Raw genomic sequence first — 13059 nt, 5'->3', positions numbered from 1 at the left:
CCTCTCCCGGCCGCCCCTTCGTGCTGCCGGGGCGCCGCTCAGGGGCAGCGCACGACCTGGCCGGCGTAGGCCAGGCCGCCGCCGAAGCCGAACAGCAGCACCGGGTCGCCGCTGTGCAGCTCGCCGCGCTCGACCAGCTTGGAGAGCGCGAGCGGGATGGAGGCGGCGGAGGTGTTGCCGGAGTCGACCACGTCGCGGGCGACGACCGCGTCCTCGGCCAGACCGAGCTTGCCGGCGATGGCGTCGATGATCCGCAGGTTAGCCTGGTGGGCGACGAAGCCGCGCAGCTCGGACGGGTCGATCCCGGCCTTCTCGCACGCCTTGCGGGCCAGCGGGGCGACCTGGGTGGTGGCCCAGCGGAAGACGGTCTGGCCCTGCTGGCTGATGACCGGCTTCCAGTCGCCGCCGATCACCACCGCGTCGCCCTTCTCCGGCTCGGAGCCCCAGACCACCGGGCCGACCCCGGCCCGCTCGTCCGGCACCGCCTCCAGCACGGCCGCGCCGGCGCCGTCGCCGAAGATCACGCAGGTGGTGCGGTCGGTCCAGTCCAGGATGTCGGACATCCGCTCCACGCCGATCACCAGCGCCCGGGTGGCGGCGCCGGCCCGGATCGCGTGGTCGGCGGTGGCCAGCGCGTAGGAGAAGCCCGAGCAGGCGGTGTTCAGCTCGTACGCGGCGGGGGTGGGGATGCCGAGGCGGGCGGCGACGGCGGCGGCGGTGTTGGGGCTGCGCTCGACGGCGGTGCAGGTGGCGACGGCGACCAGGTCGACCTGGTCGGCCGTCACCCCCGCCCTGGCCAGCGCCTTCTCAGCGGCGCCCACCGCGAGGTCGACCAGGGTCTCCTCCTCCGCGATGTGCCGGGTGCGGATGCCGACCCGGGAGCGGATCCACTCGTCGTCGGTGTCGACCATCGCCGAGAGGTCGTCGTTGGTGAGGACCTTCGGCGGCTGGTGGTGGCCCAGCGCCACGATGCGGGAGGCGGTCATACAGCCACTCAACCGGGTTACCGGTGAGTCGGGCGGTGACGCCCTGACACAGGATCGAGTGTCGGAAGCTGTAGGGCCTTCACAACCGGAACGCGGTCAGGCGGCCAGCGACTGGGCGTCGCCCATCATGATCATCGGGTGCAGCGCCGGGTCCAGGGTCTTGATCAGCTCGACCATGTGGTCCTCGGTCAGCGAGACGCAGCCGTGGGTGGGGCCGCCGTGGTCGAGGTGCAGCCAGATGCCGCCGCCCTTGGCCGCGCCCTCCGGGTAGGTGGTGTCGAGCGGGGACTTGCCCTCGGCCCGGTTGTAGTTGATCGCCACCACGTAGTCGAAGGAGCCGGCCAGCGGTTCGTTGTTGAAGCCGCGTCCGGACATCACGAAGTTCTTGTTCTCGTCGTACGGCAGCTTGGAGCCGGGGTCGGCCTTGCGGCCGCCGGCGTCGGTGAGCGAGAACAGGCCGATCGGGCTGCGCAGGTCGCCGGAGCGGTGGTCGGCGGTCCAGCCCTTGTAGGCGTTGTGGGCGGGCCAGGCCTGACCGGCCTGCCAGCTGCCGTCGTCGCCGCGGGTCCAGAGCGTGACGGTGTTGTCCGAGGAGTCCTTGCCCTGGCCGCTGGCGACCAGCAGCTGGCGGGTGTCGGCGGGGACCTTGGCCATCCAGCCGGCGCCGATGCCCGGGATGGTGGTGATCCGGTCCCGGTCGGAGCGGTCCGCGGCGGGGGCCTCGGTGTGCTGGCCGGCGTCGGCGGCCTGCATCGGGACGACCTCGGGCTCGCGGTCGGGGGCGGCGCTGGCGGTCTGGCCCTGGAAGCTGCGGCCGGGGCCGACGGTGAACCAGCCGGCCGCGAGGGCCAGCAGGGTCGCGGTGCCGACGGTGAGCTTGCGGGCGCGGCGCGGCGGCTTGGGCTTGCGGCGGCTGCGACGGGTGGCGGCTCGGCCCTGGTACTGCTCGCCCTCGCTCCGGTCGGTCGGCGCGGCGGCCGGACGGCGGTGCGAGGCGGTGCGATGGGAACCGGACATGCGAACGATCCTCCCAGACCGCGGGGACGGGGTGGAACCCGGGCCGTGTGATGAGCCTGTGAGCATACGCGCCCAGGAAACGTTTCTTCGCGCTCCCGAACGCCCCGGTAGTGCGTCTTCGTCCCCCGCGCCCCCGGGGAACGCAGCGCGCCCGGTGGCCGGAAACCGGTCACCGGGCGCGGGCCGCGCGTGGCGGGGAGTCAGAGGCGCATCGCCTGCGGGGTCTCCCGGCGCAGCAGGTCCGGGCCGTCGTACTCGCGGATGATCTCGTAGCGGGTGTTGCGCTCGACCGGGCGGAAGCCGGCGTCCCGGATCAGCTGGAGCAGGTCGTCGCGGCCCAGCTTGTTGGGGGTGCCGAAGTTGTCCGCGTCGTGGGTGATCTTGTACTCGACCACCGAGCCGTCCATGTCGTCCGCGCCGTGGCTGAGCGCCAGTTGGGCGGTGGTGACGCCGTGCATCACCCAGAAGACCTTGACGTGCGGGACGTTGTCGAACAGCAGGCGGGACACCGCGAAGGTCTTCAGCGCCTCGGCGCCGGTGGCCATCTCGGTGCGGTCCATCAGGCGGTTGCGGACCTTGCCGTCCTTGGAGTCGTGGAAGTCGTGCTGGTAGCGCAGCGGGATGAAGACCTGGAAGCCGCCGGTCTCGTCCTGCAGTTCGCGCAGCCGCAGCACGTGGTCGACCCGGTGGCGGGGCTCCTCGATGTGGCCGTACAGCATGGTGGCCGGGGTCTTGAGGCCCTTCTCGTGCGCCAGGCGGTGGATCCGCGACCAGTCCTCCCAGTGGGTCTCGTGGTCGACGATGTGCTGGCGGACCTCCCAGTCGAAGATCTCCGCGCCGCCGCCGGTCAGCGACTCCAGGCCGGCCTCGATCAGCTCGTCCAGGATCTCGCTCGCGCTCAGGCCGCTGATCCGCTCGAACCAGTGGATCTCGGTCGCGGTGAACGCCTTCAGCGAGACGTTCGGCAGCGCGGCCTTCAGCTCCTTCAGCGAGCGCGGGTAGTAGCGCCACGGCAGGGTCGGGTGCAGGCCGTTGACGATGTGCAGCTCGGTCAGCGACTCCGACTCCATCGCCTTGGCGAGCCGGACGGCCTCCTCGATCCGCATCGTGTACGCGTCCTTCTCGCCCGGCTTGCGCTGGAACGAGCAGTACGCGCAGGAGGCGCTGCACACGTTGGTCATGTTCAGGTGGCGGTTGACGTTGAAGTGGACGACGTCGCCGTTCTTCCGCGTCCGCACGTGGTGCGCCAGCCCGCCCAGCCAGGCCAGGTCGTCGCTCGCGTAGAGCGCGATCCCGTCCTCGCGGGTCAGCCGCTCACCGGCGTAGACCTTCGCCTCCAGCTCGCGCTTGAGCCCTGCGTCCATGCGGTGCTCCGCCTCCTCGGGACTTCGATTCGTTGCCGGACCCGAGACTACGCCTACGCAGCCAGCAGTTCGGCCAGCAGGGCGGGGTCGAGGTTGCCGCCGCTGACGACCGCCGCGAACACCCGTCCGCCCAGGTCGGCGGCGCGGTGGAAGTACGCGGCGGGGGCGACCGCGCCGGAGGGTTCGGCGACCAGGCGGCCGCGGCGGGCCAGCCGGGCGACGGTGGCGCGGATCTCGTCCTCGGTGACGGTGACGATGTCGTCCACGTAGGCGGTGATGTGCTCGAACGGGAGGACGCCCACCGACGGGGTGCGCAGGCCGTCGGCGATGGTGCGGTAGGTGTCGGCGACCGGCCAGGCGGTGCGGACGCCCTCGCGCAGGCTCTGCTGCGCGTCCGCCGCCAGCTCCGGCTCCACGCCGATGACCCGGACACCCGGGCAGGCCAGCTTGAGCGCGGCGGCCGTCCCGGAGATCAGCCCGCCGCCGGAGACCGGCACCAGCACGGTGTCCAGCTCGTCCGGGGCGTCCTCGGCGATCTCCAGGCCGACCGTGCCCTGGCCCGCCACGATGTACGGGTCGTCGTACGGCGGCACCCAGACGTAGCCGTGCGCGGCGGCCAGCTCGGCCGGGACGGTGTCGCGCTCCTCGGCGGTCACGATCACCACCTCGGCGCCGAACGAGCGGGTGTTCTCGATCTTCACGGCGGGCGAGGTGTCGGGCATCACGATCACCGCCTTGATGCCGAGCCGCCGCGCCGCGTACGCCACCGCCTGGGCGTGGTTGCCGCTGGACTGGGCCACCACTCCCCTGGCCCGCTCCTCGTCGGTGAGCGCGGCCAGCCGGTTCGTCGCCCCGCGGATCTTGAACGCCCCGGTCGGCTGGAGGCTCTCCGGCTTCAGCCAGAGCCGCCGCCCGCCGTCCTCGGCCCACGGGCAGGGCAGCAGCGGGGTGCGCACCGCCGTGCCGGCGATCCGGCGCTGGGCGGCGCGCAGGTCTTCCAGGTCGACCAGGGTCATGGCGTGGCTTCCTCCGGGGACGGGACGGGGCTGCTCGGCTATTCGGCGAGGTGGAGCGGGAGTTCGCTGACCCGGTTCTCCCACTTGGTGGAGAGCACCACCGTGGTGCGGGTGCGGGCCACCCCCTTGGTACCGGACAGCCGCTTGACCACCGACTCCAGGCCCTCCACGTCCGGCACCCGGACCTTCAGCATGTAGGAGTCGTCGCCCGCGATGAACCAGCAGTCCTCCACCTCCGGGAGGTCCTTCAGCCGGTGCGAGACGTCGTCGTGGTCGGCCGCGTCGGTGAGCTGCAGGCCGATCAGGGCCGTCACGCCGTAGCCGAGCGTCGCCGGGTTGACCGTCGCCCGGTAGCCGGTGATCACGCCCGCCTGCTCCAGCCGGTTGATCCGGTCCGTCACGCTCGGCCCGGACAGGCCCACCAGGCGGCCCAGCTCGGCGTACGAGGCGCGGCCGTTCTCCCGGAGTGCCTGGATGAGCTGTCTGTCCACAGAGTCCATTGCCTGCCGCGTCCTTCCGAACCTCACCAGAACCACAGATCATTATCCGGAATCCAAGGCGCTGCGCGCCGATCTCCCCGGGTATCCCAGAGAACATACTCTCCCGTAGCGTGCCCGCTCACGCGCCCCGGCGCGGCCCGGTTTCCGGACTTCGCGCGGGGGTGCTCGCGGCCTCGCCGAGGGTGCCCGACCAGCGGCGGTAGAGCCCGTGCGGGACGGCGACGGCGTCCAGCACCCGGCCGGCCACGAAGTCGACCAGTTCGCGGGCGGTCGAGCCGCCCGCGTAGAAGCCGGGGGACGCCGGGAGGACCACCGCGCCCTGCTCGTCCAGGGCCACCAGGTGGCGCAGCGTGGTGCCGGTCAGCGGGGTCTCGCGCAGGCACAGGACCAGCGGGCGGCGCTCCTTGAGGGTGACCGAGGCGGTGCGCTGGAGCAGGTCCTTGGACAGGCCCAGCGCGATGCCGGCCGCGGCGCCGGTGGTCGCCGGGACGACCAGCATGCCCTTCGCCGGGTACGAGCCGGAGGACGGGCCCGCGGCGAAGTCCCCGGCGGGCCAGTGGCGGACGTCGTGCAGGTCCGCCTCCGGGGTGTCCAGCCAGGCGGCGAGGTCGGTGCGCCAGTGCGCGTCGCGGAAGGAGATGCCGGTCTCGTCCAGGATGGTCAGGCGTGCCGCCCGGCTGACGATCAGGTCGACGGGCTCGCCGGCGGCCAGCAGCGCGCGGATCACCGCGGCGGCGTAGGGGGTGCCGCTGGCGCCGGAGACGCCGACGATCCAGGGCTTGCGGGTGGGGCTCATGGGTCCATTGTCGGGGGTTGGCGGAGGCTGCCTGAGGCTGCCGGAGGTGGCAGGGCGGGCGGGACGAAAACGGGGCGGTCGGCCGGGGTGCTGTTTTTACCGGCCCCCAGCCGCACGGGCCCTTCGGTGGGCTCCGGCCTCCAGCAGCATCGACCCGCCGCTCCCCGGGCCCCCGTCGGGGCCCTTCGATGGGGTCACAATGGGTGCATGGCAGCGGAGTTGGTGGATCTGACGCATCCGGTGGTGTCCGGGATGCCGGTGTATCCGGGGGATCCGGGGGTCGAGTTGCGGGCGGCGTTGACGGTGGAGGGGGAGGGGGTGAACGTGCTGGCGGTGCACCTGGGGTCGCAGACGGGGACGCACGTGGACGCGCCGTACCACCTGGACGTGCGGTGGCCGACCCTGGACGGGCTGCCGTTGGAGCTGTTCACCGGGCCCGCGGTGGTGGTGGACCTGCGGAGCCTGCCGGCCCGGGGGGTGGTGACGGCGGAGCACCTGGCGCCGGCGCTGGCGGTCTCGGGGCCGGGGACGGTGCTGCTGCTGGCGACGGGGTGGCCGCGGTACTGGGGGACGGACCGGTACTTCGCGCACCCGTACCTGGCGCGGGAGGCGGCGGAGGCCGTGGTGGCGGCGGGGGTGCGGACGGTGGGGATCGACGCGCTGTCGGTGGACCCGACGCCGGACCCGGGGCCGTCGGATCCGGAAGTGGCCAGTCTGCTGGCCGAGTTGGCGGACGAGCACGACCCGGAGCCGGAGCAGGCGACGCTGGCGGCGCACCGGGTGCTGCTGGGGCCGGAGGGCGGCGGGGTGATCGCGGAGAACCTGACCGACCTGTCGGCGCTGCTGGAGGCGCAGGCGGCGGGGCGGCCGGTGGAGGTGTCGCTGTTCCCGTTGCGGTTGACGGCGGCGGACGGGGCGCCGGTGCGGGCGGTGGCGCGGATCGGGTGAGCGGCGGGGCGGCGGGGCGGCAGGGCGGCGGGGCGGCGGGTCGGCCAACGGGACGCCCGCTTCCGGGACTTGGTCTAGACCATCCTGGGAGCGCCCCGCTAGGCTCCCGCCATGCCTGAGATCGTCGGTGTGGTCGAGCGCTTGTGGCGCTATCCCGTGAAGTCCGCGGGCGGCGAGCTGCTCGACTCCGTCGAGGTGGAGGGGCGCGGCCTGGTCGGCGACCGGCTGTACGCGGTGCGCGACGGCGCCGGGAAGCTCGGGTCGGGGAAGAACACCCGGCGGTTCCGGCGGATGGACGGGCTGCTGCGGCTCAGCGCCCGGCTGGGGCCGCGGATCGACGTCCCGGAGCTGTTCGACCCGCTGGGGATGCCGGTGCCGGACCCGGACCCCTTCCTGCGCGCCTACCTGGAGCAGGAGGACGTGGCGCTGGCCCGCGAGGACGCGGTGTCGCACTTCGACGAGCTGCCGGTGAGCGTGCTGACCACCGCCACCCTGGACTGGGTCGCGCGGGAGGTGCCGTCGGCGGTGGTGGACGAGCGCCGGTTCCGGCCGAACGTGCTGCTGCGGACCCCGCCGGGGACGCCGCCGTTCGGCGAGGACGGGTGGTTCGGCCGGGAGGGCCGGGTGAAGGGCGGGGTGCGGCTGGCGTTCGCCCGGGCCAGCGCGCGGTGCGCGATGGTCGGGGCGGCGCAGCCGGGGCTGCCGCACGCGCCGGAGATCCTGAAGGCCGTCGCGCACGAGCGGGACGGCGAGCTGGGCGCGCTGGCGACGGTGGCGCGGCCGGGGCTGCTGCGGGTCGGGGACGTGCTCGCGCTGGCCTGACGCCCGTCGGCCCGCAGCGGTCGGACCGGTCAGTCGGCCCGGCGCGGGACCAGGCAGAACGGGTGGCCGGCCGGGTCGGTGAGGACCGTCCAGCGCCCGTGCCGGGCCTTGACCTCGGCGCCGAGGGCGACCGCCCCGCGCTCGGCCGCGGCGAGGTCGGCGACGTCGATGTCGAGGTGGAGCTGCTGGGGGTGGGCCGGGTCGGGCCAGATCGGCTGGCGGTAGTCCTCGACCCGCTGGAAGCCGAGCACCCGGCCGTCGGGCAGGTGGACGGTGGACCAGGCCTCGTCGAGCGACCAGCGCGGGTCGGGCCGGTCCACTTCGCCGCCGAGCAGGGCGGCGTAGAACTGGGCCAGTCCGGCCGGGTAGTGGCAGTCCAGTACCACGCACTGCAGTGTGCCGATCATCGTGCTCCCCGTTCCGTTCGCGGTGACCCCCGTCTCCCAGCATGGCGCATCGGCGCGGCGGGTGGCGGTTCGTCCGGCGGGACGGGTGTTTTCGCAGGTGGGGGCCGGTTCCGACGGGGCGTCAGGTGGCGTAGTGGTGCGGCACCGAAAACCGGGGTGCTGCGGCCCTGGGGTTGCCGCCGACAGCGCAGCCGAGGGCCGGAGCAGACCCGATGACCAGCGAGAACACCGTTCGCAGCCAGAACAGTGGCGCGGCCGGACGGCCGCGGGCCGACCGGGCCCGGCAGGTCGCGGACGTGCTGCGGCAGCAGGTGCTGAGCGAGGCGTTCGGGGCCGGTCCGCTGCCGCACGAGGACGTGCTGGCGCAGGAGTTCGGAGCGTCCCGGAACACCGTGCGGCAGGCGCTGGACCTGCTGCGCGGGGAGGGCCTGGTGCGCCGGGTGCCGGGAACGGGGACGTCCGCAGGGGCGCCGTCCGGGCGATGGCCGCGGGCGTCGCGGAGGCGGAGGTCGCCGCGGCGCTGCGGGAACGGCTGACGGACGGCGACGCGGACGTGCGGGCGTACGCGCGGCTGGCGCTGGGGGGAGCGTAGGGACGCGTATCCAGGGCTCGGGGGACGCGTATTCAGGGGCTCGGGGAACGGCGAGTCGATGCTGCTGACGGTCGGAGCCCGTCGAAGGTTCGTGCTGCTTCGTGTCTTTGACGGAACCGGAAGCCGATGCGCGCAACGGCAGTGCACCGCCAGCAGACTCGGGCTCGCCGTTCCCCGAGCCCCTGGCGGTGCTCTCAGAAGCCGAGGTCGCCGCCGGGGACGTAGCGGGTGGGGACGTCCGGGAGGGTGTGGCGGAGGAGGGGGGCCAGGGTTTCCGGGGTGGGCGGGGTGGGGCCGAGGCCGATGGCGAGGGTGGGGCCGGGGAGGGGGTGGGGCCAGGCGTGGTGGGTGGGGGCGAGGGGGTCGAGGGCGGTGAGGAGGGTGCGGAGGCGGCCGCGGGTGGGGCCGAGGCGGTCGGGGGCGGGGGTGAGCAGGAGCCAGGCGGCGTGGCGGCGGTGCAGCGGGGGCGGGGCGAGGAGTTCGGGGTGGTCGGGGCCGAGTTCCCAGGCGCGGTAGAGCTCTTCGGTGAGCAGGTCGCGGGTGCCGGGGCCGACCTGGGTGGTGCAGCTGCGGACGGGGGCGGTGGGGGTGAGGACGGTGACGGGGTCGGGCTGCGGGGTGGTGGGGCCGCCGTGCAGGGTGACGGGGCGGCGCCAGTCGTGTGCGGCCCAGGTCTCGGTGAAGTGGTGGAACAGCTCGGCGGGGTCCTCGGTGCCGGTCCCGGTGACGGTCCGGGCGGCGAGCACCGTCCAGGCGAGGGAGGGGAGTTGGCCGAAGGGGGCGGAGACCAGGCCGCGGGCGGAGGCCCAGCTCTTGACCCGGCGGGTGAGGGCGGCGAAGGCGGCGTGGCGGGGGCCGACGGCGGCCAGGACGGCGTCGGCGTCGGTGACGGCGCTGTACGCGAGCGCGGAGTCCTCGGCGGGGGCGAGCACCAGGTCGACGGCGAGGCCGGCGACGTCGAGTCGCAGGCCTGGGACGCGGGCGCCGTGGACTTCCCGGATGTTCCGGGCCTCGGGCAGCGCCTCGGCCAACTTCCCCTCCAGCAGGGCCGGTTGGACGGCGCCGGGCAGGACGGCGACCAGGTCGAGGTCTGCGCCGGGCAGCTGGCAGCCCATCCGGCGGGAGCCGACGAGGTGGGTCTCGCCGGGCAGGGCGGCGGCGATCCGGTCGGTCAACTCGCCGATGTCGACGGGAGGTTCGGCGCGAAGGACGGGAGCGGCCGGCTCGGGCAGCTCGCGGATCCCGCCGGTGCCGAGCGCGACGGTCGCGCGCGGCAGCATCGGCCCGTCGCCGCGCCGGGAGAGCACGACGAGTTCGCCGACCGTGGCGGTGCTGGTGCCGAGGGCGGCCTCGGCATCGGCGGTGTCGTGGAGTTCGTGGGCGAGGCCGAGGGTGAGGTGCGGGTGGTAGCCCTCGCCGTGGGTGGTGGAGCGGGGGAAGCGGCGGGCCAGGGCGTGGCGGAGGGCGGCCCAGGGCGCGGCGGCGCCGACGGCGGGGTCGAGCCAGAGCGTGGCGGTGAGCCGGTGGGTGAAGGTGTGGACGCCGGACAGGGTGGTGGTGAACGGGGCGGTCCCGGCGGCGGCTTCGGCGAGCAGCGGGAGGGCGCGGTCGAAGTGGTGCTCGGCGACGAAGCCGAAGAGCAGGTTGACGTGGGGCGGCCAGCGGTCGTACTGCGGGTCGCTGCGGGCCCGCAACTCCTGGACGGCGGGCAGGAGTTCGGCGGGCGGGAGCCAGGCGACGGCGGTCCGGACGGTCGGCGGGGCGTCGAGCGCCTCGACGCCGGGGGTGTCGGTGAGGCCGACGACGGCGGCGAGGCCGTAGTGGTCGGAGGGGTGCAGGCCGGTGGGGTCGGGGCGGTCGCCGAGCAGGTGGGCGGTGGCGGTGCGGGCCCGGCCGGGGCGGAGCAGGATCCGGTCGAGGCGGCCGGCCCGGCCGGTGAGGGAGCCGACGGCGGCGAGCGGGTTGGCGGCCGGGTCGAAGGTGGGGGTGCGGTCCTCGGGGCCGTACTGCTCGGTCCAGGCGTCGCGCAGGCCGAGTGCGGTGCACGGCTCCCGGCCGCTGTCGTTGAAGTCGCCGAGGACCAGGAGTTCGCCGTCGACGGCCGCGAACCCCTGGGCCAGTTCGGCGAGTTCGGCGGTGCGGCGGGCCGGTCCGTCGGCCGAGTGGTCGCTGCTGAGGTGGACGGCGGCGACGGTGAGCGGCCCGGCGGCGGTGGGCACGGTGATCGCGGTGACGGCCTTGTGCGGTCCCAGGGCGTGCCGGCCGGCCTCCAGGACGGGCAGCCGGGAGAGCAGCAGCAGCCCGTGGCCGTCGATCTCGCGACCGAACGGGTCGGCGCCGAGGGTGTACTGCCCGCGCACCCAGTCCTGGTTCAACAGGAGCTTGACCAGGGCGGGTTCGACCTCCTGGAGGGCGATCAGGTCGGCGTCGGCGGCTTCGAGTTCGGCGAGCAGCAGCGGGCGGCGGCGGGCGGTGTGGATCCGGTCGGCGTCGTAGCGGTCCCACAGGGTGTTCCAGGTGACGACCTTCAGTTCTCCTGCGGGCAGCGCCGGTTCGGCCTCGGCGGGCCGCCAGCCGCGGTCGGGGTGCCAGGCGTGCGGGGTGCTCGGGGTGAAGAACGGCGCGGGCAGGCCGCGCGGGCGCCTGCGCCGTCCGGCGGTGGTGGTGTCGAGCAGGTCGGTGCCGCTCTCGCGGTCCCAGACCACCTGCCCGTCGGCCTCGACCTGCCGGACCCGGTGCCAGGGCACGTCCCCGGCGGCGGTGAAGGTCTCCAGCGGGACGCGTTTGATCCGGTCGTCGCGCTGCCGGACGCCGAGCGTGAACCGGGCCGGGTCGAACCGGTCGTCCCAGCGGATGCGTTGGCAGACCTGCTCGATCGGGCGCATCAGTCCTCCTCCGGTCCGTCCGCGGCGTCCAGGGACCCGTGGCTGTCCGCCACCCGGCCGTCGGCGTCGAGGTAGCGGGTGCGGTGGGCCTGCCCGGGGTAGGGCGGGCTCCAGCGGTGCAGTTGGGCGGTGAGCACCCCGGCGGGGACGGGGTGCGGGCGGACGGCGTTGCGGCGGAGCAGTTCGGCCTCGTCGACGACGGTGACCACCTGGGTGAGCAGCGCGCCGCGGCGTTCGGCGACGGCGTGCACGTGGGCGCGCTGGTGGCGGTTGAGCGAGGTGGCGTCCCAGACGGCGGTGCCGCCGTCGGCGAGGGCGGCCTCCAGCGCGGTGAGACCCTCTCGCAGGAGTTCCGGGTTGTCACGCTGTTCGGCGCGGGAGCCGCGGGCGGCCCGCAGTCCGTCCAGCGAGATCCGGGTGCCGGGCAGGGTCGCCGCGTGGGTGGACTTGCCGCTGCCGGAGGGGCCGCACAGGTGGGTCAGCCGGGGGAAGCGGCCGTCCCGCCAGGCCCAGGTGGCGGCGACGGCCTCCTCGACGGTGGAGATCCGGCCGAGCCCGTACGCCTCCCGGGCGTGCGCCCAGCACCGGTCCCGGACGTCCGGGTCGAGGCCGGCCAGGGCCTCGCGCAGGCCGGTGCGCAGCCAGCCGAGCGGGTCGGGGCCGAGCAGTCCGGCGTCCTCGGCGTGCAGGGCGGACCAGGCGACCTCCGGCTCGGCGGCGGGCAGCGCGGCGGCGGCGACGGCGTGCAGCACGCCGAGGTCGACGGCGGCGGTGAGGGCGGTGAGTCCGGCCCGGCGGTGTTCGTCGGGGTAGGGCCGGGCGGGCCGGGGGTGCAGGCCGACCAGGTCGGCGATCCGGCGGGCCTGCGGCAGGCCGAGCGGCCGGGCCAGCGCGGGCAGCAGGGCGGGGCGGTGCTCGGCGCGCAGCGCGTGGGCGAGGACGCCGTCGAGCCGGGCGTCGCCGGTGCGGCCGAGGGCGTCGAGCCGGGCGGTGACCTCGTCGAGGCCGGTGAACGGGGCGCGGCCGAGGGCGGCGGCGAGCGCGGCGCCGTCCGGGGTGCCGCCGGAACGGACGTGCCAGAGCGCGGAGTTCGGGCCGAGGCCGTTCTCGACCACGGCGGCGTGCATCCAGTGGGTGTCGGTGCGCACGTGGTGCGGGCGGACCCACTTGGCGACCCGGCGCCCGAACTCGGCCCGGTCGAAGCCCGCGGCGGTGCGCACCACGTAGCCTTCCTGGCGCTCGGGGTCGAGCTTGAGCGCGCGGATCGCCCGCTCTTCGTAGCGGCCGCGCCACAGCACCCGGGGGGTGGGCACGCCGAGGCGGTGCAGGAAGCGGACGGTGGCGTCCCAGCCGAGGCAGCGGTCGCGGTCGGTCCAGACCGAGAAGCCCTGGAACCAGCTGTCCAGGTCGGTGTAGGCCAGCGAGTGCCGGGCGTACAGGTTCTCGCCGCAGATCCGCCAGCCGGCCGGGATCCGCGGGCCGATCCGGCCCTGCAGGCCCTTCACCCAGGCGCGGGAGGGGTGGTGGCCGGAGTCCAGCGAGCGGGCGTGCAGGCCGTCGGGGTAGAGCGTGGTGTTCTCGCCGTCGAGCTTCTCGGTGACGACCACCTCGGCGCCGGCCAGGCCGGAGAGGTCGCCGCTGCGGATGTCGTCGGCCGCCGCCCCCGGGGACCACGGGAGGTGCGGGGTCCGGGGGTAGGGGACGCGCATGCGGGCCACCCTAGGGA

General features: G+C 74.9%; 11 protein-coding genes and 1 pseudogene. 3 read left to right on the top strand and 9 right to left on the bottom strand.

What is annotated here, in order from left to right; genetic code table 11:
* Nucleotides 1–38 precede the first annotated feature (38 nt).
* The 6 genes from EDD39_RS09840 to EDD39_RS09815 all read right to left on the bottom strand — a co-directional run bounded on the left by EDD39_RS09840 (nucleotide 39) and on the right by EDD39_RS09815 (nucleotide 5679).
* Nucleotides 39–986, bottom strand: coding sequence for a beta-ketoacyl-ACP synthase III (locus tag EDD39_RS09840; protein ID WP_123554895.1), 948 nt, complete (start codon nucleotides 984–986; stop codon nucleotides 39–41).
* Nucleotides 987–1082: 96 nt separating this feature from the next.
* Nucleotides 1083–2003: a L,D-transpeptidase family protein gene (locus EDD39_RS09835; protein WP_123554893.1), complete on the bottom strand. Its 921-nt coding sequence runs from the start codon at nucleotides 2001–2003 to the stop codon at nucleotides 1083–1085.
* A gap of 200 nt (nucleotides 2004–2203) precedes the next feature.
* Nucleotides 2204–3367, bottom strand: coding sequence for an aminofutalosine synthase MqnE (mqnE, locus tag EDD39_RS09830; RefSeq protein WP_123554892.1), 1164 nt, complete (start codon nucleotides 3365–3367; stop codon nucleotides 2204–2206).
* A 53-nt stretch (nucleotides 3368–3420) separates the two neighbouring features.
* Nucleotides 3421–4383, bottom strand: coding sequence for a threonine ammonia-lyase (locus tag EDD39_RS09825; protein ID WP_123554889.1), 963 nt, complete (start codon nucleotides 4381–4383; stop codon nucleotides 3421–3423).
* Between the two features lie 38 nt (nucleotides 4384–4421).
* On the bottom strand, nucleotides 4422–4883 hold the full coding sequence (locus tag EDD39_RS09820; protein WP_030462120.1) for an Lrp/AsnC family transcriptional regulator: 462 nt from the start codon (nucleotides 4881–4883) through the stop codon (nucleotides 4422–4424).
* 118 nt (nucleotides 4884–5001) lie between these two features.
* Nucleotides 5002–5679: a UbiX family flavin prenyltransferase gene (locus EDD39_RS09815; protein ID WP_123554887.1), complete on the bottom strand. Its 678-nt coding sequence runs from the start codon at nucleotides 5677–5679 to the stop codon at nucleotides 5002–5004.
* Between the two features lie 207 nt (nucleotides 5680–5886).
* On the opposite strand from EDD39_RS09815, the gene EDD39_RS09810 reads away from it, so the two are divergent.
* The gene (locus tag EDD39_RS09810) at nucleotides 5887–6627 is read left to right on the top strand and encodes a cyclase family protein (RefSeq protein WP_030462118.1); all 741 of its coding nucleotides are present in this window, start codon (nucleotides 5887–5889) and stop codon (nucleotides 6625–6627) included.
* Between the two features lie 111 nt (nucleotides 6628–6738).
* Nucleotides 6739–7449 carry an MOSC domain-containing protein gene (locus EDD39_RS09805; RefSeq protein WP_123554885.1) on the top strand — a complete coding sequence of 237 codons (711 nt, stop codon included), beginning with the start codon at nucleotides 6739–6741 and terminating at the stop codon, nucleotides 7447–7449.
* A 29-nt stretch (nucleotides 7450–7478) separates the two neighbouring features.
* Here the strand turns inward: EDD39_RS09805 and EDD39_RS09800 are convergent, their stop codons facing one another.
* Nucleotides 7479–7856: a VOC family protein gene (locus EDD39_RS09800; RefSeq protein WP_123554883.1), complete on the bottom strand. Its 378-nt coding sequence runs from the start codon at nucleotides 7854–7856 to the stop codon at nucleotides 7479–7481.
* A gap of 212 nt (nucleotides 7857–8068) precedes the next feature.
* Between EDD39_RS09800 and EDD39_RS09795 the strand changes: the two are divergent.
* A pseudogene (locus tag EDD39_RS09795) lies at nucleotides 8069–8314 on the top strand (GntR family transcriptional regulator); the annotation flags it as partial.
* A 328-nt stretch (nucleotides 8315–8642) separates the two neighbouring features.
* On the opposite strand, the gene EDD39_RS09790 reads toward EDD39_RS09795, so the two are convergent.
* Both EDD39_RS09790 and EDD39_RS09785 read right to left on the bottom strand, forming a co-directional pair.
* On the bottom strand, nucleotides 8643–11333 hold the full coding sequence (locus tag EDD39_RS09790; RefSeq protein ID WP_123554881.1) for an RNA repair domain-containing protein: 2691 nt from the start codon (nucleotides 11331–11333) through the stop codon (nucleotides 8643–8645).
* Nucleotides 11333–13042, bottom strand: a complete 1710-nt coding sequence (locus EDD39_RS09785; protein ID WP_123554879.1) for an RNA ligase family protein — start codon at nucleotides 13040–13042, stop codon at nucleotides 11333–11335. The genes EDD39_RS09790 and EDD39_RS09785 overlap by 1 nt, the downstream gene beginning before the upstream one ends.
* Nucleotides 13043–13059 lie beyond the last annotated feature (17 nt).

This window comes from Kitasatospora cineracea (genome assembly GCF_003751605.1).
Lineage (GTDB): Bacteria > Actinomycetota > Actinomycetes > Streptomycetales > Streptomycetaceae > Kitasatospora > Kitasatospora cineracea.
The sequence above is the reverse complement of the archived record's forward strand: the minus strand, read 5'-3'. Positions and strand labels throughout refer to the sequence as shown.